We start from the raw sequence: 22,280 nt of genomic DNA, 5'->3' as shown, positions 1-22,280 counted from the left end.
CGAGACTCAGAACAAGCTCTGCGGAATGATCAGGATGTCGCCGGGACGCATCTCGACGTTGGCAGACACATCGCCGCGCTGGATCAGATCCTTCAGCCTGACCGCGTACTGTTTGTTACCTTCACTGGTGCGCAGAATCGTCGCGCTATTGCCCGACGCGAAGTCTGTCAGGCCGCCCACAGCGATCATCACGTCCAGCAGCGTCATCTTTTGTTTGAAAGGCAGGAACTGCGGCTTAGCTGCCTCACCGACGACGCGAATCTGTTCGCTGTAGGGACCGACGAAGCCTGTCACGATCACCGTGACGATGGGATCGCGGACGTACTTGGCCAGCTGCTTCTCGATGTCGCGGGCAATCTCGACCGAATTCTTGCCCTGCACGACCATCTCATCAATCAGAGGCGCCGAGATCTTGCCGTCGGGACGCACCGGCACCGACATGGACAACTCGGGGTTGCGCCAGACCATCACATTCAGGCTGTCGCCGGGACCAACGATGTAGCTGTAGTCCGCCAGACCAGCATTGATCGGCGCCGGCGGGTGGCTGCTAGAAGCGCAGCCGAACAAACTCAGGGCTGCGATACCTGCGGCCAGATAGCGGACGATCATCGATCCACCAGCAAAAAAGGTCTTCAAGTTACGACTCCCTCAATCTTTGCGACGGCATGCATCACGAGCCAAGCACCGCCGCCGAAGCTGTCTAACGTCGAGATGATATCGGCCATTGGACCACACACCCAAGGCACAACTATCACTCAGCCAAGGGGGCGCAGCCGCCCTGCGCGAGTACTATTCACGCGAGAGCCGCTGCAAGGAACAGGATGAGCATCGAAGCTGCGATCAGAGACTGGAAAGAACTACTTGGTGCCGAGTACGTCCTCGACGAGCGTTCCTCACAAGAGCGCTACGGCAGGGACACCAGCGGCACATCCCGCCACATCCCCTGCGCACTCCTGATCAAGGATGGCTCAGCGCTACCCGACCTGGTCCGCATCGCGCAGAAGCACCGCACCCCCATCTATCCCATCAGTACAGGCCGCAACTGGGGCTACGGTTCGGCCCTGCCCGCACAGGATGGCTGCGTCATCGTCGATCTGTCCGGCATGAACAGGATCCTGCATTTCGATGCGGAACTCGGCGTTGTGACCGTGGAGCCAGGTGTCACACAGGGCATGCTTGCCGACTTCTTAGATGCGGGAGGGCATGATTTTCTCGTACCAGTCACCGGGGCAGGCCCCAGCGTCAGCCTCCTGGGCAATGCGCTTGAGCGAGGCTACGGTGTCACCCCCTATACCGACCACTTTTCGGCAGTCACTGATATCGAAGCCGTGCTACCGGATGGACGGATCTACCGGACTGCAATGGCAGAACTGGGCTGCCCCGAAATTGCCAGGCTCTTCAAATGGGGCATCGGCCCCTACACGGCCGGACTATTCACACAAGGCAACTTCGGCATCGTCACGCGCATGAGCATCCTGCTGGCCAGGCGACCTGAGTCAGTCAAGGTCTGCTTCTTCGGACTCAAGGACGATGCCCTGCTGGAGCCCGCCGTCGCGCAGGTCCGCAGTCTCCTGAGCAAGCTGCCCGGCACGATTGGCGCGATCAATCTGATGAATCGACACCGCGTGCTGGCCATGACGGCCCCCTATCCCGCGGACGGCATCGACGCAGATGGCCTGATCAGCGCAGCAAAGCTTGCCGAACTGGGGAAGCAGTATCAGGTGCTGCCCTGGACGGGCTTCATGACGCTCTATGGCACCAAGAGCATCGTCAAGGCCGCACAGAAGGAGGTCCGACATGCACTCGGGCCCGTAGCCTCGCGTCTGATGTTCTTCAGCCAGGCACAGGCACGATCCTTGGCCGGCATGGCGCGCCTGATTCCCGGCGCCCTGGGACAAAGACTCGCCAGCACGGCAGGCACGCTCGCCCAGTCGCTGGAACTGGTCAACGGCCGCCCGAACGAGACCGCCCTCCCCCTGGCGTACTGGCGAAGCCCCGCCGCACAAAAGTCCGCCCCACTGAACCCTGCTCGAGATGCCTGCGGGCTGCTCTGGTATGCCCCACTGGTTCCAATGCGGGCAGAGTCGGTTCGTGCCTATGTTTCTATGGTCACTGACGTATGCCGAAGCCACCGAATCGAGCCCCTCATCACGCTTACCAGCCTTGGGGAGAGACTGTTCGACAGTACCGTACCAATCCTGTTCGACCGAACATCGACGCAGAAAGGACAGGAGGCAAGAGCCTGCCGGGAAAGCCTGCTGCACGACGGCGCGTCACTCGGCTTTCACCCTTACCGCCTGGCCCAAGAACAGATGCCGTCTTATACAGAACGCTGCCCGGAGGCCAGCGGGGTCGGCGGACGACTCAAGATGTCGCTCGACCCCGGCAATGTGCTGGCACCAGGCCGATACCAGCAGCAGAGCGTCGGCATTTTTGACACTCAACGGACACCGACTCCGAATGAACACACCTCGCCCATGTAAATCAACGACTTACACAGGAAACCAATCCTGGCACGCATTCTGCTTATTCAGGGCAAGGGAGTTTGACGACGCCCTTGATGAGTACCAACCTGAGGAGCGAAACATGAACATGAAACACGCAATTGCAGCCGCCGCATCGGCGCTCGCAATGGCAGCAGCCCCGGCCCAGGCGGGCGTGGTTGCAATGGCCGACCTGGCGATCAACAGCCTGGGTCTGCAAACAGTCACCGGCGGCCTGTTCACGGCAGTGAACGTCACCAGCGAGACGCGTACCGGCAACGCATCGTCGAACTACAACGGCCCCTCGACGAATGGCGGCAACGCGAACAGCAACGTCACCGGCGCTACCGTCGATGTCACTTATCGCTGCGCGGGTGATTGCGGCGCTGCAGTCACGGCTGCCTACGGTGGTCAGCTGGAGAACAACGGCACGACCCATCTGAACGGTGCTGTCGCGAACTACGCGCTCGGCGACATGTACATCTCGGGCTCTGTGTTCGGTGTCGCTCAGCCGAACCCGTCTGGCTTGACCCGTGCCAATGCCGCCGCTACAAGCACCACCAACGAGGGCGGTGCCAATGCGACGATCCAGAACGGCCTGCGCGTGACGACAACCTTCACCGCTAACGAGACGGCATCGGTTCGCATGTTCCTGGGCTTCGACGCCTTCGTGCGTACCTGGATTGACAGCCTGACCGGTAGCCAGAGCGCCACCTCGAGCGCAAGCATCGGCTGGGATGTGCAAATCCTTCAGGGCAACAACGTGGTCTTCGCTTGGGCCCCGAATCAGGTGAACGTGAACTACAGCGCGTTTGCCGTCGAGGACAACATCACTTATAGCAATAACGGCTTGGTCTTCTCCAACTTCTTCGACATCATCGGTGGACTGAACTACCGCGTGACGATCCAGCAATCGTCGAATGCCACGATGTCGTATGTGCCCGAGCCCGCCTCTCTCGCTCTGGCTGGCTTGGCGCTGCTGGGCGTGGCAGGTGTGACGTCCCGCCGTCGCCGCGTGCAGTAAGCAAGTCGACTGTCTGGCACTGAACCCGGCTCGCGCATTGCGTGAGCCGACTCAGGCCCAGGTACTCAAGGCCCGTGTTCGCACGGGCCTTTTCTTTTCTTGTTCTCGTTGTTCACACCACGCCACCGGTCTAGCGCCAGCGCCAGGCGCTATGCTGCCGCCGTGAGTTCGCACAATTTGCAGCGACCTGCTGCGTTTCTCTCGCTCGCCCTCAGCACCAGCCTCATAGGCAGCTATGTCGGCCTGTCCAAGCTGCTGCTGCTCGCCTTCCCAGTGTTTCTGCTCGCGTGGCTGCGCTTCGGCATTGCCGCTGTGGCCATGCTTGGCTGGATCCGGCGTGGGCCGGAGGAGCCGCAGATGGACAGGCGGACGCAGGGGCTCGTGTTCCTCGAGTCCTTTCTCGGTAACTTCCTCTTTTCGATCTGCCTGCTCTTCGGCGTGCGCGAGACTTCCGCCATGGTGACAGGCGTGCTGATGGCCGGCATACCGGCCGCAGTCGCCTTGCTCAGCTGGCTGTTCCTGAGAGAGCGCATTGCAAGACGCGTGCGGCTGGGCATTGCGCTCAGCGTGGCCGGCATCGCGCTGGTTGCGCTCGACCGAGGTAGCGGCAACAGCAACACCGGCGGCGCTACGCAGACCAGCCTGCTTGGCGCCCTGCTGGTGCTTGCCGCCGTCTTCTGCGAAGCCAGCTATGTGGTGATCGGCAAGAAGCTGACGCAGAACCTGTCCCCCAAGCGCATCAGTGCCTTGATCAATCTGTGGGGACTGGCGCTGGTTACCCCATTTGGCATTTGGCAGGCCTGGAGCTTCGATTTCGCCGCCGTTGAGTTGAGCAACTGGGGCCTGCTACTTTTCTATGCGCTGGCAGCAAGCATTGCCACCGTCTGGCTGTGGATGCGAGGACTGCGCCATGTACCGGCGGCACAAGCCGGCGTGTTCATGGTGTTCCTGCCCATCTCCACTGCGTTGATCGGCTTCTTCGTGCTGGGCGAGTCGATCAGCGCCGTCCAGGCGCTGGCCTATGCCATCGCGCTGGCTGGCGTGGTGTTGGCGAGCTGGCCAGCAGCAGCCACAGACGCTCAGCCACTTCAGCATCGCTGACAATCCTGCTCCTTCTTCGTATCACAGCGCCCCGAGTCCCATGACGCACAGCCACGCCTTGCCCAGTGATACCGAGGCTTGGCAAGCCTGGGTGCAGGCCTTTGCCGTGCTGATGCAGGCCCAGCCAGATGCACCAGTACCCTTGCCGCAGGAAGAATCGGCTGGCGCGCATGCCCTGATCCTGGCTCCGCACCCGGACGATGAATGCATCGTCGGCGCGCTGCCACTGCGCCTGCGCCAGGAAGCCGGCTGGCGTGTCACCGTGCTGGCGGTGACGCTGGGCAGTCGAGCCGAGCGCCGAGCCGAGCGATGGGCGGAGATGCAGGCCGCCTGCGAGTTGCTGGGGTTTGGGCTGCGGCACCTGGGCTCGGACGGACTCGAGCGTGTGCGGCCAGATTCCGCCACGACCGATCCAGTGCTGTGGCGCGAGAACCGCGCAAGCCTGGCTGCAGCGCTGAACGACATCAAGCCCAGACTCGTGCTGATGCCGCACGCGGCAGACGCCAACCCCACGCATATCGGCGTGCATCGGCTTGCCAGTGCCACGCTGGCCGAGGTTCGCTTTCGCGGCTGGGTCGCCGAGACCGAATTTTGGGCACCACAGCAGGCGCCCAACTGCATGGTGCAGACCAGCGTGGCCGACACCGCACGCCTGATCCAGGCCCTGGCCTGCCACCAGGGCGAGGTGGCGCGCAATCCATATCACCTGCGCCTGCCGGCCTGGATGGCCGACAACGTGCGCCGTGGAGGCGAACTGTTGGGCGGTGCGGGCGGCACGCCGCCAAGCTGGGCCTTTGCCACCCTCTACCGTCTGAGCCGCTGGGCCGACGGTCAGACCTTGCCTCGAGACCTGGCCCCGCTGCTCTTCCCGGCCGGCCAAGCAATAGAGCTGCCACGTTGATGCCCGGACCAGCCAACGAGAACGCCGCCGCCGCGCTCACGCCTCTGCGCATCCGCCAGTCCGTCTACACAGGCGCTGGTCTGAGGCGACACCTACCCCATCGGCCCGAACTGGTGCGGACAACCCGGACAGCAGTGGTTTCATCTCGCTGTCTCCAGCAGACCTCGCCTGCAAATTGACTAGACTGCACACACGCTTTGGCAGTAGGGAGTGTGCAGATGGCAAACAGCATGGACTGGGCTCAACACGGCAGCTTCTCTCTGCAATGGCATGGCGATGTGCTGTGGGCGCGCTACCAGGGCTGCTGGAACGAGATTTGCGCCCAGCGCCTGCATGGACAGGCGCAGGAGCTCTGGCAGCAGCGCGGTAGCGGACGCCCCTGGGGCCTGCTCAGCGACGCACGCGACTGGGAGGGTGCGACACCCGAGGCCCTTGCAGCCTGGTGGGCCTTCTTCGAGGATGCCGTGGCCCATGGCATGACAGCCGTCACCGATGTGCTGCCCAGTCATTTCCATGAGGCCATGGTGCGCGAGCAGGCGCAGCGCGCCATGGCGCTGGCGAACTACCGACACAGCCCGGATGTCGATTCCGCCATGGCCTGGCTGGCCGAGCAAGGCTTGGCCATCAAGGCCTGAGCAGTTCCCCAAGTCCCCATGGCGCCACCGGATGGCAGTCCGCACTACAGTCGCTCCATGAAGATCGATTTCGTCTCCGACGTCTCCTGCCCCTGGTGCGCCATTGGACTCAAGTCGCTGGAGCAGGCGCTGACGCGACTGCCAGACTTGCCGGTGGACCTGCACATCCAGCCCTTCGAGCTGAATCCGCAGATGGTGGCGGAAGGCGAGGACATCGACGAACACCTGTCCCGCAAGTACGGGGCCAGTCCCGAGCAGATGGCGCAGACGCGCGAGCACATCCGCCAGCGCGGCGCGGCGGTGGGCTTCACGTTCACGCAGGGTGCGCGCAGCCGCATCTACAACACCTTCGATGCGCACCGCCTGCTGCACTGGGCGGGTCTGCAGGGCAGCGCCAAGCAGCGCGAACTCAAGCTGGCGCTCTTCGGCGCCTACTTCACCGAAGGCCGCGACCCGAGCAACCACGAGGTGCTTCTACAAGCGGCTGAAGGCGTCGGCCTGGACCGCGACGCTGCGCGCCAGATGCTGGAGAGCGACGCCTATGCCGCCGAGGTGCGCGAGGCCGAGGCCTTCTACCAGCAGCACGGCATCCACTCGGTGCCGGCGGTGATCATCAACGACCGTCACCTGATCTCCGGCGGCCAGCCGCCCGAGGTCTTCGAACAGGCGCTGCGCCAGATCGCTGCCGCCGAACCCGCCTCGGCCTGAGCGACAATCAACGCGAACCCCAGACCGCCCCAGCCGGGGCGGTCTTTTTTTGCCGATTCCCGACGAGAGACGATGTTCAAGAACCTGACGATCTACCGCATGGGCCCGGACTGGCAGCCCTCGCAACAAGAAGTCGAAGCCGCGCTGGCCAAGGGCCAGTTCCAGCCCTGCGGCGCTACCGAGGCACTGTCCATGGGCTGGGTGCCGCCGCGCGGCATCGAGCATGCCCCGCTGATCGAGATCATCGACGGGCAGATCCATCTGAAGCTGCAGATCGAGTCGCGCGTGCTGCCCGGCTCGGTGGTGAAGGAGCGCGTCGACGAGATCGCCGCCGAGATCGAGGAGCAGACCGGCCGCAAGCCCGGCAAGAAGGCGCTCAAGGATCTAAAGGAGCAGGCCACGCAAGAGCTGCTGCCACTGTGCTTCCGCAAGCGCCACAGCGTGCGTGTGTGGATCTCGCCCAAGGAACGCCTGCTGATGATCGACGCCTCCAGCCCCGCGCGCTGCGAGGAGGTGGTGAGCCTGCTTGTCAAATCGCTCGACGGTCTGGCACTGCATCTGGTGCAGAGCGCCGAGACTCCCGCGGCCTGCATGGCCGCCTGGCTGATGGACGGCGTCCCGCCCGCAGGCTTCACCATCGATCGCGAGTGCGAGCTCAAGAGCGAGGACGAGATGAAGTCCGTGGTGCGCTACGCCCGCCACGCGCTGGACATCGACGAGGTGCGCCAGCACCTGAGCAGCGGCAAGCGCCCAACCCGGCTGGCAATGACCTGGCAGGACCGCGTGTCCTTCCTGCTCACCGACACGCTGCAGCTGAAGAAGATCGCCTTCCTGGACCTCGTCTTCGAGGGCCGTGTCGAGCCCGAGAAGGACGAAGCCTTCGACGCCGACGCGGCGCTGGCCACCGGCGAGCTGATCCAGCTGATCCCGGCGCTGATCGAGGGGCTCGGCGGCGAGCACGACTTCCTGGCGGCGGCGCCGGTTGCTGAAATGGCTGCGCCTGCTTCTTCGGCTGAAGGTGCGGCACCTTGGGAGTGAAGGCCCCTACTGCGCTGGTTTGAGCGGGCGAGGACGCCGGGCGAGTCCCTGCGCTCGTGTCCTCCGCCAGCGGCCTTCGGCCGCCGGCTCCCCCTTTACCTCGCGCAGAGACTCGCCCAGCATCCTCGCGCACACCATCGCCGCATGCCCTGGTGGCATCGCACCAAGGGTGCCGGATCAGGTGGGTGGGGTGCCCGGATCAGCGAGGTAAAGGGGGAGACGGCTGCCGCAGGCAGTCGGCGGAGGACACGAGCGGAGACGGGTACCCCGCACGCGTGATCGCGCTCAGCCCGCCGCCCGAAACCTCAGCGCCCCAGAATCTTCCTCAGCGCTTGCTCCAGGTTCGCCACGCTGCGCGCGGTGTTGTGTAGCTTGTCCAGGCCGAAAAGCCCGATACGGAAGGTCTTGAACTCCGGCCCCTCGTCGCACTGCAAGGGCACACCAGCGGCAGTCTGCAAGCCTTCGGCGAGGAAGGCCTTGCCGGTGTGCAGGCCGGCGTCGGTGGTGTAGCTCACCACCACGCCCGGCGCCTCGAAGCCCGGCGCCGCCACGCTGGGCAGCCCCAGTTCGGCGAGCAGCACGCGCACGCGCTTGCCCAGCTCCAGCGCCTCACCGCGCAGCTTCTCGAAGCCGTAGTCGCGCGACTCGAGCATCGCATCGCGCACGGAAGCCAGTGCGTCGGTGGGCATGGTGGCGTGATAGGCGTGGCCGCCGCCTTCGTAGGCCGCCATGATCTGCTGCCACTTCTTCAGGTCCATCGCGAAGCTGCTCGACGTGGTCTCGTCCAGCCGTGCCCGCGCGCGCTCACTGAGCATCACGAAGGCCGCACAGGGCGTGCCACTCCAGCCCTTCTGCGGCGCGCTGATCAGCACATCGACACCGCAGGCCTGCATGTCCACCCACATGGCGCCGGACGCGATGCAGTCCAGCACAAAGAGCGCGCCCACCTCATGGGCAGCGGCGCCGACCGCGCGCAGATAGTCGTCGGGCAGCATCATGCCGGCCGCCGTCTCCACATGCGGCGCGAAAACCACCGCAGGCCGTTCGGCGCGAATGGTCGCGACCACCTCGTTGATCGGAGCCGGCGCATAGGGCGCCTGCGCGCCGCTGCCGACCTGGCGCGCCTTCAGCACGGTTTGCGCCGAGGGGATCCTTCCCATCTCGAAGATCTGCGTCCAGCGATAGCTGAACCAGCCGTTGCGAATCACCAGCACACGCTGATCGGCGGCGAACTGGCGCGCCACCGACTCCATGCCAAAGGTACCGCCGCCGGGCACGACCACGGCCGTGTGGGCGTTGTAGACGCTCTTCAGCGTCGCCGAGATGTCGCGCATCACGCCCTGGAAGCGCTGCGACATGTGGTTCAGCGCGCGGTCGGTGAACACCACCGAATACTCCAGCAGGCCATCGGGATCGACATGGGGCAGCAGGCCGGGCATGGGCGTCTTCCTTTCTATCCTTCGTTCTTGGAGTCGTCTGCCTGAGCCTCGCGCAAGGCAGACTCAGGCGCAGGTCAGCTTATCACCGCCACCGCAGGGACTCAGTCCCCGAACAAGGTGCCCTGCTGCGGCTGCGGCCTTCCGGCAGCGCGCGCCTCGATGGCCAGCAGCCGCTCCTTGGTCTGCACGCCGCCATGGGCCGAGAAGCCCACGCCCTGCCCGGCCGATCCGACCACGCGGTGGCAGGGCACGATGGGCGCAAAAGGATTGGTCGCCTCGGCACGACCCACCGCGCGCGCCGCGCCGGGCTGGCCCAGCGCGCGGGCGATGTCGCCATAGCTGCGCGTCTGCCCGACCGGGATCTGCCGGGTCAGCGCCAGCACGCAGCGGTTGAACACCGGCAACGCACTGTCGTCCAGCGGCAGCGCCAGCAGCTCGCGATGGTCGGCGCTGTCGCCGGCCAGCAGCCGCTTGATCGCCAGCACCGCCTGTTCAACGAAGGGCGGCGGCATCAATTTCTCTTGCGCCAGCGGAAAGCGCTGGCGCATGCGGTCGCGTGTGGCCCGCGCGTTCTCCTCGGGCAGCTGCGAGCCGAGGATGCCTTCGCCGCTCCACACCAGCGCGCAGCGGCCCAGCGCGGTGTCGAAGCACAGCAGGCCCTGCAAAGGAGCGGCGTTCGTGTCCATCGGACCAGAGCCGTGACGGATCGCTCAGCCAGCAGTGGCGAACGCGGCGGCATGCGCGGCCTGATGCTCGGCCTGGTGCTGAGCCACATGCGCCGCCACACCGCAGCGCGCCTGCGTCGCCAGCCTGGCCACCTCGGCCGGCGGCAGCTCCTTGAGCTTGTGGTCGCTCCACACCTGGCGCCAGCGCCGCGCGCCGGCCATGCCGTTCCACAGGCCCAGCGCGTGGCGCATCGCCTGCGGCCAGGGCCGGCCCGCGGCCTGCTGGGTCTCCAGATAGCGCAGCCATTGCTGCTCGACCTGCTCGCGGCTGGCCGCCGGGCCGGGCGCGCCGAAGAAGCGTTCGTCCCAGCCGGCCAGCTGCCAGGGCTCGTGATAAGCCTGGCGGCCCACCATCACGCCGTCCACATGGCGCAGCTGCTCCTCGATCTCGTCATCGCTCTTGATGCCGCCGTTGACGACGATGGTCAGCGCCGGGAAGTCGCGCTTGAGCCTGTGCACGATCTCGTAGCGCAGCGGCGGCACCTCGCGGTTCTCCTTCGGCGACAGCCCCTGCAGCCAGGCATTGCGCGCATGGACGATGAAGACCTCGCAGCCGGCCGCAGCGACCGTGCCGATGAAGTCGCGCACGAACTCATAGCTCTCGATGCGGTCGATGCCGATGCGGTGCTTGACCGTCACCGGGATGCGGCTGACCGCATCGCGCATCGCCTTCACGCCGTCGGCCACCAGCTGCGGCTCGGCCATCAGGCAGGCGCCAAAGGCGCCGCGCTGCACGCGCTCGCTGGGGCAGCCGCAGTTGAGGTTGACCTCGTCGTAGCCCCACTGCTCAGCCAGCTTCGCGCAGGCGGCCAGATCGGCCGGCTCGCTGCCGCCGAGCTGCAGTGCCACCGGATGCTCCTCGGCATTGAAGTCCAGATGCCGCGGCTGATCGCCATGCAGCAGCGCGCCGGTGGTGACCATCTCGGTGTACAGGCGCGTGTGGCGGCTCAGCAGGCGATGCAGGTAGCGGCAGTGCCTATCGGTCCAGTCGAGCATCGGCGCGACAGACAGGCGCCAGGGGCTCAGTCCGCTGGAAGGCGTCTGGTCATGAGAGCTGGGGGAATCGTGGGTTTGCACCCGCCGATTATCCCAAACGGGCCTTGGCCCCTTCCCCACCAGCCGCATCGCGCAGCGCCTGTTCGAACTCACCCACCGGCATGGGCTTGCCGAACAGATAGCCCTGGAAGGCCTGGCAGCCGTGCTGCGCGAGGAACTCTCGCTGACCTTCGGTCTCCACGCCCTCGGCCACCACCGGCAGGCCCAGGCTGTGACCCAGCGCCAGCACGGTGCGGGCGATCGCCGCGTCGTTGAAGTCGGTCAGCACATCGCGCACGAAGGAGCGGTCGATCTTCAGCTGGTCCAGCGGCAGGCGCTTCAGATAGGCCAGCGACGAGTAGCCGGTACCGAAATCGTCGAGCGAGAAGCTCACGCCGTGGGACTTGAGCTCGTTCATCTTCGCGATCGTGCCTTCGACGTCCTCCAGCATCACGCTTTCGGTCAGCTCCAGCTTGAGCAGGTCGGCACGGGCGCCGCTGCCAGCCAGTGTGGCCAGCACGCTGGCGACGAAGTCGGCGTGACGGAACTGCCGGGGACTCACGTTCACCGCGATGCTCAGCTCGCGCAGCTGCGCGTCGCCAGACCAGGCCAGCAGCTGGCGGCAGGCCGCCTGCAGCACCCATCGGCCCAGCGGCTTGATCAGCCCGGTCTCCTCGGCCAGCGGGATGAACTCGACCGGTGACACCATGCCGTGGCCGGGCCGCTGCCAGCGCACCAGCGCCTCGGCGCCGACGATGCGGCCATCGGCCAGCACCTGCGGCTGGTAGTGCAGCTGCAGCTCGCCGAGCTGCAGTCCGCGGCGCAGATCGGTCTCCAGCGCGGCACGCGCCGAGACGATGGCCTGCATCTGCGGGTCGTAGAAGCACAGCGAATTGCGCCCCGCAGACTTGGCGCGGTACATGGCCAGGTCGGCGCGCTTGAGCAGTTCGTCGTAGCTGTCGCTCGCGCCGACGAAGATCGCCACGCCGATGCTCGCGGTGATGTGGTGCTCCTGCCCCTGAAGGCTGAACTCGGGCTCGAGCGCAGCGAGCATCTTGTCGCCCACCACCTTGGCCTCGGCGGCGGCGCGCGCGGGCTCCTCGCTGAGGTCCTCCAGCAACACGACGAACTCGTCGCCGCCCAGCCGCGCCAGCGTATCGCCGGCACGCAGGCAGGTGGCCAGACGCTGCGCCACCTGCTGCAGCAACAGATCGCCGACTTCGTGACCGCGCGTGTCGTTGAGCGTCTTGAAGTGATCCAGGTCGACGAAGAGCAGCGCCCCATGGCGGTGACTACGCCCGCTGACAAACACAGCCTGCTGCGCTCGATCCTGCAGCAGCTTGCGGTTGGGCAGCTGGGTCAGCCCGTCGTAGAAGGCCAGACGGTTGATCTCCGCCTGGGCCCGCATGCGTTGGCTGATGTCGCGCGTGACACCCATGATGACCACGGCACCCGCCTCGTTGCGCAGGTAGTGGGTCACCGACTCGGTCCAGACCACACTGCCGTCGCGGTGCTTCAGTTCCAGCACATCGGTATAGCGCCGCTGCTCGTCCGGCTGCTGGCTGTAGAGCTTCGCGCGGGCAGCGTTGTTCTGCAGGAAGAGCTGGTGCAGCTTCTCGGGCATCGCCGCGCCGAAGCCCAGGGCCGCGAACTCCTCCGCCGGGTAGCCCAACAGCTGCTGGATGGACGGACTCAGGTACTCGATGCGGCCGCGATCCACATCCATCACCCACAGCACATCGGACATATTGTCGGCCAGCAACTGGTAGCGTGCCTGGCTGGTGCGCAGCGACAACTCGGCCCTCTCGCGGCGGCGGTTCTGCACCGCCAGCGCGACGACCAGCAGCGACAGCAGCACCAGCGCCAGACCCGCGCCAAGCACATAGCCGCGGTACTCGTTCCACAGGCTGGGCGGGCGATGCAGATAGACGGTCTCTTCAGGCAGACGCCGCCAGTCGCCGTCCCAGCGCTGGATCTCGCGCCAATCAAACATCGGCACCGGCCGCGAGGTCTGCACGCGGAAATCCGGCGGCGCCTGCACCTGGGCGTCGAGCAGCTCCAGCACCGAGCGCGCCATCGAGCGGCCCTCATCCTCCAGCACCGAGACCATGCCGCCGATCGGCCCCTGCCCCATCGAGCCGGCATAGACAGGAAACACCGGCGCCCGGCCGAGCTTGGCCACGCGCACGATGCTGTCCACCGGCACCATCACCTGGCCGCGGCCGTCGCGGTTCACGCCGGGCGCGATCACGATGGAGTGCGACGGCGCGGCACCGATCTCGCGCTCGATCTCGTCAAAGGGCTTGCCATCCAGATAGACGAACTCGAAGCGTGCGGCAAAGGGCTCGAACTGCCGCCGCGCATCGGCCAGCCGCTCCTGCTCCACCGCGCTATTGCCCGACAGCACATAGACCCGCTGCGTCGCCGGGAACAGCTCCAGCGCGCGCTCCAGCGTGCCGGCGAAGGCCAGCGCCGGCGTCTGCAGATGGAAGTTGCGGGCCTGCTGCGCTTGCGCCTCCTTGGGTGGCCTCGCCTGCGCCACCAGCACTGGCGCCTCAGGGGCGAGGCTCGCGCCCTCCTTGAGCAGAAAGCCGAGCGCCGGCGGCTGCATCACGACGATGGCACGCAGCGGCGCCTCGCGATACTTGCTCGCCAGCAGATCGGCCAGTTCGGCCCGATAGGCGGGCCCCGTGTTCTTCACCAGATCCAGGTATTCGATGTGGATGCGGTTGAAGCGAATGCCGCGCTCGCGCAGCACCTCGTAGAAGCCTTTCACATAGCTGTCGATGCCGGCCTGACCATAGCCGGTGGACAGCAGCATCAGCACCCCGGGCTCGGCAACAGCCGCAGCCGGCTGGGCCTTGCCAGGCGCCGAAGCCGGCGCTGGCACGGGCGCCTGGGCAAGCACAGGCGCCTGCAGCGCAAGAGCCAGCGTGGCGGCGCTCAGCCAGGCAGCCAGACCGCCGCCGGGCCGCCAGCCTCGCATCGACATGCACCAACCGGTCTCGCTGCTTCGCATCAGGACGCTCTCAGATCGGGTTGCCCATTCTGCGCCGTATGTTGCGAACAGAACGCAGCATCTGACAGAAAAATCTGATGCAAATGATGCCGACGCCACACCAGGCCCAGCTGCGGCTCAGCCCAGCCCGACGATGCGGCCTTGCGCGTCCAGGTCCAGGCGTTCGGCCGCCGGATGCCTGGGCAGACCGGGCATGGTCATGATGTCGCCGCAGATCGCCACGACGAACTCCGCCCCGGAAGCCAGTCGCAGCTCGCGCACCGGCAGGACATGACCCTCGGCAGCGCCGCGCTGCTTGGCATCGGCCGAGAAGCTGTAGGGCGTCTTGGCGATGCACACCGGCAGCCGGCCATAGCCGGCGACCTGCCACTCGTGCAGCTGAGCCAGCGCCTGCGGCGTGAAGCTGACGTCGGCGGCACGGTAGATCTTGCGTGCCACCGCGCGGATCTTCTCGAGCAGCGGTTCGTCATCCGCATAGACGCTGGCCGGCCGCGCCTGGCCGCTGGCACAGGCACGCAGCACCGCGTGCGCCAGCGTTTCGGCGCCGGCGCCACCGTCAGCCCAATGGCTGGCGCGTACACAGGGCATGCTGTCGTGCTCGCAGGCGCGCTCGATCAACGCAAGCTCGGCCTCGGTATCGCCGTCGAAGCGGTTGATCGCCACCACCACCGGCAGGCCCAGATGCACGCGCAGGTTCTCGGCATGGCGGCGCAGATTGGCCAGACCGCGCTCGAGGCTGGCGAGATTGGCGCCATGCGCGTCGGCCGCGTCGTCGCCGCCGTGCCAGCGCAGCGCGCGCACCGTGGCGACCAGCACCGCGCAGGCCGGCTGCAGACCGGTCTGGCGGCACTTGATGTCGATGAACTTCTCTGCGCCCAGGTCGGCGCCGAAGCCGGCCTCGGTGACGACATAGTCGGCCAGCTTCAGTGCGCTGCGCGTGGCCAGCGCCGAGTTGCAGCCATGCGCAATATTGGCGAAGGGCCCGCCATGCACCAACGCCGGCGTGCCTTCCAGCGTCTGCACGAGATTGGGCAGCAGCGCGTCCTTGAGCAGCGCGGCCATCGCGCCCACAGCCTGCAGATCCTGCGCGGTGACGGGCCGCTTGTCGGCCGTGTAGGCCACGACGATGCGCGCCAGCCGCGACTTCAGGTCGGCCTGGTCGCTCGCCAGGCAGAGGATGGCCATCACCTCGGAGGCCACGACGATGTCGAAGCCGTCCTCGCGCGGGAAGCCGTTGGCCGTGCCGCCCAGACCCACGGTGATCTGCCGCAGCGCGCGGTCGTTCATGTCCATCACGCGCCGCCAGACGACGCGGCGCACGTCGATGCCCAACGCATTGCCCTGGTGCACATGGTTGTCCAGCATCGCGGCGAGCAGGTTGTGCGCGCTGGCCACCGCGTGAAAGTCGCCGGTGAAGTGCAGATTGATCTCGTCCATTGGCGCCACCTGCGCGCGGCCGCCGCCGGTGGCGCCACCCTTCATGCCCAGACAGGGGCCCAGCGAGGGCTGGCGCAGGCAGACCATCGCGCGCCGGCCCAGCCGCGTCAGCGCGTCGCCCAGGCCTATCGTGGTGGTGGTCTTGCCCTCGCCGGCCGGCGTCGGGCTGATCGCGGTGACCAGGATGAGCCGGCCTTCGGATCGGTCCTGCAGCGCCGCCAGAGCCTCGGTCGAGAGCTTGGCCTTGTAGCGACCGAAGGGAATCAGTGCATCGGGCGCCAGCCCGAGGCGTTCGTGCGCCAGCTCGACGATGGGCCGCAGTTGCGCGGCGCGGGCGATCTCGAGATCGGTGGACATGCGTCGGGTGCTCCTGCGGGACGAAGACTCGCGCCGATTATGGCGAGGCGGCAGTGCCGAACAGCTCCGGATGGCGCCGGGCATACCAGTCCTTCACCGACTCGTGGTCCAGCGACATCAGCGTGCGGAAGTCCGGCACGAGAAGGAAGCCCAGCGCACTCAAGGCCGCGGCCAGGCCGAAGGCAATGTAGACCTGCGCCACCGGCCACTGCAGCAGCGCCAGCCCGGCCAGCGCCGGGCCAAGCGCGCCAGCCACCGTCATCGACATCATGCCGACCGCCTGCACACGGGCGCGGAAGGACTGCGGTATGGCGAGCAGGCGGTGCGTCTGCCCCACCAGCACGCCGCAGGAGTTGGCCAGGCCGACGCTGAACAGCGCGAGCACCAGCACGGCGCCATGCTCGGCCCAGCCGGCCAGGGCCAGCCCCAGGCCCTGCGCCGCGGTCGCCCCGATGCGCGTCGCATGGCGGCCGATGCGCTGCACCATCCAGGCCGAGCCGCCCAGCGCACCGATCAGCATGCCCACCGACAAGCCGACCTCGGCTGCCGCCAGCCAGCCTGCGCCAAGGCCCAGCGAGCGCACCTTCAGCGGCACCAGCATCGTGAAGGCCGGCACCATGAAGAGCACGCCGACAAAGTTGACCAGGGTCCAACCGCGCTCCAGCGGCATCGCCCAGCAGGCATGCAGCCCGGCGCGCAGGTCGGCGCGCCAGGCCGCCCGGCCACGACGCGCGGCCGGCTGCGCCGCCGGCGGCGCAGCCGGCAGACGCCAGGCCAGCGCCACGGCGAGCAAGAGCAGCAGCGCCTGGGCTGCCAGCGCGGCACCGACGTACAAGGCCAGCAGCAGCCCGGCGAGCGCCGGGCCGAGCACCCTGCCTAGCGACTCGGCACTGCGCTGCAGGCTGAGTGCTTCGGGCAGCGCCGCAGGTTCGACCAGCTCGGCCGCGATGGTCATCAGCGCCGGCATCACCAGCCCGCCGGCCAGCGAGCCCAGCAGCGCATAGACCAGCACCCAGCTCAGGCCGTAGCGCCCGAAGCTCGCGACACTGGCCAGCAGCAGGGCCGCCAAGGCCAGGCCGGCCAGGCCGACAGCGATCAGCCAGCGCTTGTGGTGCCGGTCACCCAGCGGCCCGAGCAGCGGTGCGGCCAGGAAGGCGCAGCAGGAGCCGACCACGCCCTGCCAGGCCAGATGCGCTGCGCCCCCATGGGCGCTGACCCACCAGGGCACGGTGACCGCGCCGATCATCGTGGCCAGCAGGAACAGGCCGTCGGCGAGCAGCAGGCTGCGCAGCGCGCTTGGGGTGGCGCGCAGGCGGGCAGGCAGGCTCGCAAGCATGTATGGGGTCTCCCTCGGCTGTGCCGCTTCGCGGTCGTGCCGCACGCGGCGGCGTCCCGAGGGAGTGTAGCGGCGCGCCTAACGCGTCAAGCGTGCGGCTGAAGAGATGCTCAGCGCAGCTCGCGCAGCGGGTGCGTCTCGGCCGACCAGGGGCTGTCGAAGAAGGCGGCGACCATCGCCGGCGTGACGTCCTCGATGCGCGTCGGGTTCCAACGCGGCGCATGGTCCTTGTCCACCGCCAGCGCGCGTATGCCCTCGACAGTTTCACTCGCAGCGCCCGGGCGCAGATGGAAGCAGCGATGCACCAGGTCGCGCTCCATGCGCAAGTCCTCAGCCAGGCTCATCGCGCGGGCACGGCGCACCTGTTCGAGCGTGACGGCCATCATCAGCGGCGAGCGCTTGGCGAGCAGCGCATGGGTATGACGCGACCATTCGTCGCCAGCCTCGGCCAGGGAGGCCATGATGGCGGCAACGCTGTCCTTGGCGAAGTGCGTGTCGATGCGCTCGCGCAGTTCCAGGTGGTCGGGCGCCGGCGCCAGGTCGGCGCGCTCCATCACCGTTGCCACCACATGCTCGGCGCTGGTCTGCGCCCCGGCGCGGAAAGCCTCGACGATGGCCGGCAGCTCACGGCTGGGCACGAAGACATCGCCCAGACCCAGCGCGATCGCATCGCCGGCACCGATCACCTGGCCGGTCAGGGCCAGCCATTCGCCGCTGCGACCCGGGCACTGACCCAGGAACCAGCCGCCACCCACATCGGGGAACAGGCCGATATTGGTCTCGGGCATCGCAAGCTTCGAGTGCTCGGTCAGCACACGCAGCTTGGCGCCCTGGCTGATGCCCATGCCACCGCCCATCACCACGCCGTCCATCAAGGCGATGTAGGGCTTGGGGTAATGGTGGATCAGGTGGTTGAGCGCGTACTCCTCGGTGAAGAAGTCCTCCAGCGCGCTATCGCCGGCCAACGCAGCCTGATGGAAAAAGCGGATGTCGCCACCGGCGCAGAAGGCTGCCGGCTTGCCTTCGCGGCCTGCGCCCAGCACCACCACGGCCTGGATGGCCGGCGTAGCGGCCCAGTGCTTGAGCAGCGTGGTTATGTCGCGGATCATCGCCAGCGACAGGGCATTCAGCGCATTCGCGCGGTTCAGCGTGATCAGGCCCAGGCAACCATTGACCTCGGCCAGGATTTGGCCTTCGGACTGCAAGGTGGGAAGCGTCGTCTGTGCGGCGGACATTGGCCAGCTACTCCGTCGTCGTGAAGAGTTGTCGTTGTTCGTTCTATGGCGACAGGGCCTTGCGCCCGCGCCATCCCAGAAGCTCGTTGCCCATCAGGGCGCCCAGCACGATAACACCGCCGACCAGGGTGGCGGTACCCGGCGCTTCCCCGGCCCACAACCAGGCCCAGAGCACGCCGAACACCACTTCCAACAGACCGAGCAGCGCGATCTCGGGGGCGGGCAGGACACGCGTCAGGCGCACGACCAGCAGGCACGGCAAGGCCAGCTGGAACACGCCGAGTCCGGCAAGCAGGCCCATATCGTGCGGCGAGGCCTGCAGCGGCCAGGCAAGCGGCAGCGTCACGGCCGCTGAGACCACCGCACCGATCAGCACGGCCACCAGCATGTCGTCGCCGCCGCCCTCGGCAGCCTGGCCCGATTGCGTGTGGCTGTGCTGCAGCAGCGTCCAGTTGCTCGCCGCCGCCAGCGGCACGCCCAGCGCAACCGCCATGCCAGCGAGTCCGGCAAGCCCGGCCTGCATTTCGTGGCCGAACATCCAGGCGATGCCGCTGCTGCCTAGCAGGATGGCCGCCCAGGTCCGCACAGGCAGACGGTGTTGCAGGAAGACGCGAGCGAACAGCGCGGTGAGCAGCGGCCCCAGCGACATGGTCACCAGCACATTGGCCACGCTGGTCAGCGTCAGCGCCAGCATGAAGGCGGTGAACATCACCGCCCAGCACAGACCGGAGATCCACACGCGACGGCCTGCACCGAGCAATTGCCGCCACAGACCGGCGCCACGCATGAGCAACAGCGCGAACAGCAGACCCAGCGCATTGAAGGCACTGCGCCAGAACGTCACCTCGAAGCCGCGCGCGGCCTCCAGGTGGCGCGAGACCACGCCCGCTGTGCTCCACAGCAGCGTAACGAAGATCATCAACGCGACTGCGCGACGATGCGACATGGCTTGCATGAGCTGCGGCGACTCAGGGGCAGCCGCGTCAGCCTGCGCTCAGCCGTTCTCGCGGGCCATGCGCTTGCGCTCGTGCTCCTTCAGGTAGCGCTTGCGCAGGCGCACGCTCTTGGGCGTGATCTCGACCAGCTCGTCGTCGTCGATGAAGTCCACGCCGTATTCCAGCGTCAGCTCGATAGGCGGCGTGATCTTGATCGCGTCTTCCTTGCCGCTGACGCGGAAGTTGGTCAGCTGCTTGGTACGGGTGGCGTTGACAACCAGGTCGTTCTCGCGGCTGTGGATGCCGACGATCATGCCTTCGTAGACCGGGTCGCCAGCCTTGACGAACATGCGACCGCGGTCGTCCAGCTTGCCCAGCGCATAGGTGAAGATCTCACCGTCGTCCATGGAGATCAGCACGCCGTTCTTGCGGCCGCCGATCTCGCCCTTGAAGGGCTCGTAGCCGTCGAAGATCGACGAGATCAGTCCCGAACCGCGGGTGAGGTTCAGGAACTCGTTGGAGAAGCCGATCAGGCCGCGCGCCGGGATGCGGTATTCCAGGCGCACGCGGCCACGGCCGTCCGGCTCCATGTTGACCATCTCGCCCTTGCGCAGGCCCAGGGCCTGCATCACGCCGCCCTGGTGTTCCTCTTCCACGTCGGCGGTGACCAGCTCCATCGGCTCGCACTTCTGGCCGTCGATCTCCTGGAACACCACGCGCGGCTTGGAGACGGCCAGCTCGTAGCCCTCGCGGCGCATGTTCTCCAGCAGGATGGTCAGGTGCAGTTCGCCGCGGCCGCAAACCTCGAAGATGCCGTCCTCGCTGGTCTCCGAGACGCGCAGCGCCACGTTGTGCTGCAGCTCCTTCTGCAGGCGGTCCCAGATCTGGCGGCTGGTGACGAACTTGCCCTCGCGGCCGGCCAGCGGCGAGGTGTTGACGCAGAAGTTCATCGTCAGCGTCGGCTCGTCCACCTTCAGCATCGGCAGCGGCGCGGGGTTCGCCGGGTCGGTCACGGTCACGCCGATGCCGATGTCCTCGATGCCGTTGATCAGCACGATCTCGCCCGGGCCGGCCTCGCTGACCTGCACGCGGTCCAGCCCCTGGAAGGTCAGCACCTGGTTGATGCGGCCGTTGACGGTCTTGCCGTCCGGGCCTTCCATGACGGCCACGTTCATGCCCGGCTTGATCTTGCCGGCGTTGATGCGACCCACGCCGATGCGGCCGACGAAGCTGTTGTAGTCCAGCGCCGAGATCTGCAGCTGCAGCGGATCGTCCGGGTTGCCGGCATGCGGCTGCACATGCTTGAGGATGGTCTCGAACAGCGCCGACATGTCAGGGCCCCACTGCTCGCCGGGAGCGCCCTCTTCCAGCGAAGACCAGCCGTTGATGCCCGAGGCGTAGACCACCGGGAAGTCGAGCTGCTCGTCGTTCGCGCCGAGCTTGTCGAACAGGTCGAAGGCGGCATTGATCACCGCGTCGGGCTTGGCGCCGGGCTTGTCCACCTTGTTGACGACCACGATGGGCTTGAGGCCCAGGGCCAGCGCCTTCTTGGTGACGAAGCGGGTCTGCGGCATCGGGCCTTCCTGGGCGTCGATCAGCAGCACCACACCATCCACCATGGACAGCGCACGCTCGACCTCGCCACCGAAGTCCGCGTGTCCCGGGGTGTCGACGATGTTGATGTGCGTGCCCTTCCAAGACACAGCGCAGTTCTTCGCCAGGATGGTGATGCCGCGCTCGCGCTCGATGGCGTTGTTGTCCATCACGGTGTCGACCACCTTCTCGTGCTCGGCAAAGGTGCCGCTCTGCCGCAGCAGCTGGTCAACCATCGTGGTCTTGCCATGGTCGACGTGGGCGATGATGGCGATGTTGCGAATCTGGGTGCTCATAGGGACAACTTTCTGTGAATTCGGTTCAGGCGCTGAGCCTCGGCTCTTCTCGTTGCAGCTGCTGCACTTCCTGCGGGCTCAGCAGGCGGTCGGCGATCAGCTCGCCGGCCTTGATGTGGGCGCTGCCCAGCAGGGCCCGGCCGGGTCCGTAGACCCGCACCTGCGGCGCATCGGGCGCCTTCACGCGGCGCCGCAGCCCGCTGAGAAAGCGCGCCGCGTCCTCGGCCTCGAGGACCAGCGCCGGCCACTGCTGCAGCAGCACGTCGGGCGGCCGCAGCATGGCCTCACGCTCGGCCTCGGTCATCGCGGCCAGCGCGTCCAGGCTGATCGCGTCGCGCAGCTGCAGCGGCCCGCTGCCGGTGCGACGCAGCGCCGACAGATGCGCGCCGCACCCCAGGCGCTCGCCAATGTCTTCGGCCAGCGTGCGGATGTAGGTGCCCTTGGAACAGCGCACGGCGATCGTCAGCGCCTCATGCTGCCAGTCCAGGATGTCGATGCTGTGAATCGTCACCTGGCGCGGCGCGCGCTCGATCTGCACGCCTTCGCGCGCATAGTCATAGAGCGCGCGGCCCTCATGCTTGAGCGCCGAGTGCATGGGCGGGATCTGTTCGATCTCGCCGGTGAAGGCCTGGCAGGCGGCCTCGATCTGCTCGCGCGTTACCGCCACGGGCCGGGTCTGCAGCACTTCACCCTCGGCATCGCCGGTGCTGGTCGTTTCGCCCAGTTTCAGCGTGGCCTCGTAGACCTTGTCGGCATCCAGGCTCACCTGGCTGAACTTGGTCGCCGCACCGAAGCACAGCGGCAGCAGTCCGGTGGCCAGCGGGTCCAGCGTGCCGGTATGGCCGGCCTTCTCGGCGCGCAGCAGCCACTTGGCCTTCTGCAAGGCCTGGTTGCTGGACAAGCCCAGCGGCTTGTCGAGCAGCAGCACGCCGTGCAGGGCACGGCGAACTTGCTTGACGCGCTGGGGCTTGGCCTCGCTCACG

At 67.1% G+C, this 22,280-nt stretch carries 18 protein-coding genes; 7 read left to right on the top strand and 11 right to left on the bottom strand.

Going from position 1 to position 22,280, the window contains the following annotated elements:
* Positions 1 to 6: 6 nt before the first annotated feature.
* The gene (locus AC2EBS_RS03240; RefSeq protein ID WP_484727553.1) at positions 7 to 609 is read right to left on the bottom strand and encodes an XrtA/PEP-CTERM system exopolysaccharide export protein; all 603 of its coding nucleotides are present in this window, start codon (positions 607 to 609) and stop codon (positions 7 to 9) included.
* Between the two features lie 212 nt (positions 610 to 821).
* On the opposite strand from AC2EBS_RS03240, the gene AC2EBS_RS03235 reads away from it, so the two are divergent.
* From AC2EBS_RS03235 to AC2EBS_RS03205, 7 genes are all read left to right on the top strand, one after another.
* Positions 822 to 2,483 carry an FAD-binding oxidoreductase gene (locus AC2EBS_RS03235; RefSeq protein ID WP_484726933.1) on the top strand — a complete coding sequence of 554 codons (1,662 nt, stop codon included), beginning with the start codon at positions 822 to 824 and terminating at the stop codon, positions 2,481 to 2,483.
* Positions 2,484 to 2,586: 103 nt separating this feature from the next.
* Complete coding sequence (locus tag AC2EBS_RS03230) at positions 2,587 to 3,507, top strand: EDSAP-1 family PEP-CTERM protein (RefSeq protein WP_484726932.1); 921 nt, start codon at positions 2,587 to 2,589, stop codon at positions 3,505 to 3,507.
* 162 nt (positions 3,508 to 3,669) lie between these two features.
* Positions 3,670 to 4,608 carry a DMT family transporter gene (locus AC2EBS_RS03225; RefSeq protein WP_484726931.1) on the top strand — a complete coding sequence of 313 codons (939 nt, stop codon included), beginning with the start codon at positions 3,670 to 3,672 and terminating at the stop codon, positions 4,606 to 4,608.
* Between the two features lie 40 nt (positions 4,609 to 4,648).
* A complete protein-coding gene (locus AC2EBS_RS03220; protein ID WP_484726930.1) occupies positions 4,649 to 5,509 on the top strand; it encodes a PIG-L deacetylase family protein in 861 nt (286 codons plus the stop codon).
* A 218-nt stretch (positions 5,510 to 5,727) separates the two neighbouring features.
* Positions 5,728 to 6,144: a hypothetical protein gene (locus AC2EBS_RS03215; RefSeq protein WP_484726929.1), complete on the top strand. Its 417-nt coding sequence runs from the start codon at positions 5,728 to 5,730 to the stop codon at positions 6,142 to 6,144.
* 57 nt (positions 6,145 to 6,201) lie between these two features.
* On the top strand, positions 6,202 to 6,852 hold the full coding sequence (locus AC2EBS_RS03210) for a DsbA family oxidoreductase (RefSeq protein ID WP_484726928.1): 651 nt from the start codon (positions 6,202 to 6,204) through the stop codon (positions 6,850 to 6,852).
* A gap of 72 nt (positions 6,853 to 6,924) precedes the next feature.
* Positions 6,925 to 7,890, top strand: coding sequence for a recombination-associated protein RdgC (locus AC2EBS_RS03205; RefSeq protein ID WP_484726927.1), 966 nt, complete (start codon positions 6,925 to 6,927; stop codon positions 7,888 to 7,890).
* Between the two features lie 305 nt (positions 7,891 to 8,195).
* On the opposite strand, the gene AC2EBS_RS03200 is transcribed toward AC2EBS_RS03205, so the two are convergent.
* The 10 genes from AC2EBS_RS03200 to truB form a co-directional block, all read right to left on the bottom strand.
* Positions 8,196 to 9,329 (bottom strand): aminotransferase class V-fold PLP-dependent enzyme, encoded by a 1,134-nt coding sequence (locus AC2EBS_RS03200; RefSeq protein WP_484726926.1) that lies wholly within the window; start codon positions 9,327 to 9,329, stop codon positions 8,196 to 8,198.
* A 101-nt stretch (positions 9,330 to 9,430) separates the two neighbouring features.
* Positions 9,431 to 10,015 (bottom strand): methylated-DNA--[protein]-cysteine S-methyltransferase, encoded by a 585-nt coding sequence (locus AC2EBS_RS03195; RefSeq protein WP_484726925.1) that lies wholly within the window; start codon positions 10,013 to 10,015, stop codon positions 9,431 to 9,433.
* A gap of 24 nt (positions 10,016 to 10,039) precedes the next feature.
* Positions 10,040 to 11,050 (bottom strand): tRNA dihydrouridine(20/20a) synthase DusA, encoded by a 1,011-nt coding sequence (gene dusA / locus AC2EBS_RS03190; RefSeq protein ID WP_484726924.1) that lies wholly within the window; start codon positions 11,048 to 11,050, stop codon positions 10,040 to 10,042.
* An 88-nt stretch (positions 11,051 to 11,138) separates the two neighbouring features.
* The gene (locus tag AC2EBS_RS03185; RefSeq protein WP_484726923.1) at positions 11,139 to 14,108 is read right to left on the bottom strand and encodes an EAL domain-containing protein; all 2,970 of its coding nucleotides are present in this window, start codon (positions 14,106 to 14,108) and stop codon (positions 11,139 to 11,141) included.
* A 117-nt stretch (positions 14,109 to 14,225) separates the two neighbouring features.
* Positions 14,226 to 15,902, bottom strand: coding sequence for a formate--tetrahydrofolate ligase (locus AC2EBS_RS03180; protein ID WP_484726922.1), 1,677 nt, complete (start codon positions 15,900 to 15,902; stop codon positions 14,226 to 14,228).
* A 37-nt stretch (positions 15,903 to 15,939) separates the two neighbouring features.
* A complete protein-coding gene (locus AC2EBS_RS03175) occupies positions 15,940 to 17,238 on the bottom strand; it encodes an MFS transporter (RefSeq protein WP_484726921.1) in 1,299 nt (432 codons plus the stop codon).
* A gap of 110 nt (positions 17,239 to 17,348) precedes the next feature.
* Positions 17,349 to 18,473 carry an enoyl-CoA hydratase/isomerase family protein gene (locus tag AC2EBS_RS03170; RefSeq protein ID WP_484726920.1) on the bottom strand — a complete coding sequence of 375 codons (1,125 nt, stop codon included), beginning with the start codon at positions 18,471 to 18,473 and terminating at the stop codon, positions 17,349 to 17,351.
* Between the two features lie 43 nt (positions 18,474 to 18,516).
* Positions 18,517 to 19,419 (bottom strand): DMT family transporter, encoded by a 903-nt coding sequence (locus AC2EBS_RS03165; protein WP_484726919.1) that lies wholly within the window; start codon positions 19,417 to 19,419, stop codon positions 18,517 to 18,519.
* A gap of 48 nt (positions 19,420 to 19,467) precedes the next feature.
* A complete protein-coding gene (gene typA, locus AC2EBS_RS03160) occupies positions 19,468 to 21,297 on the bottom strand; it encodes a translational GTPase TypA (protein ID WP_484726918.1) in 1,830 nt (609 codons plus the stop codon).
* Between the two features lie 25 nt (positions 21,298 to 21,322).
* A complete protein-coding gene (gene truB, locus AC2EBS_RS03155) occupies positions 21,323 to 22,279 on the bottom strand; it encodes a tRNA pseudouridine(55) synthase TruB (protein WP_484726917.1) in 957 nt (318 codons plus the stop codon).
* Position 22,280: the final 1 nt, after the last annotated feature.

The sequence above is a fragment of the Roseateles sp. T103 genome (genome assembly GCF_057219915.1).
The sequence above is the reverse complement of the archived record's forward strand: the minus strand, read 5'-3'. Positions and strand labels throughout refer to the sequence as shown.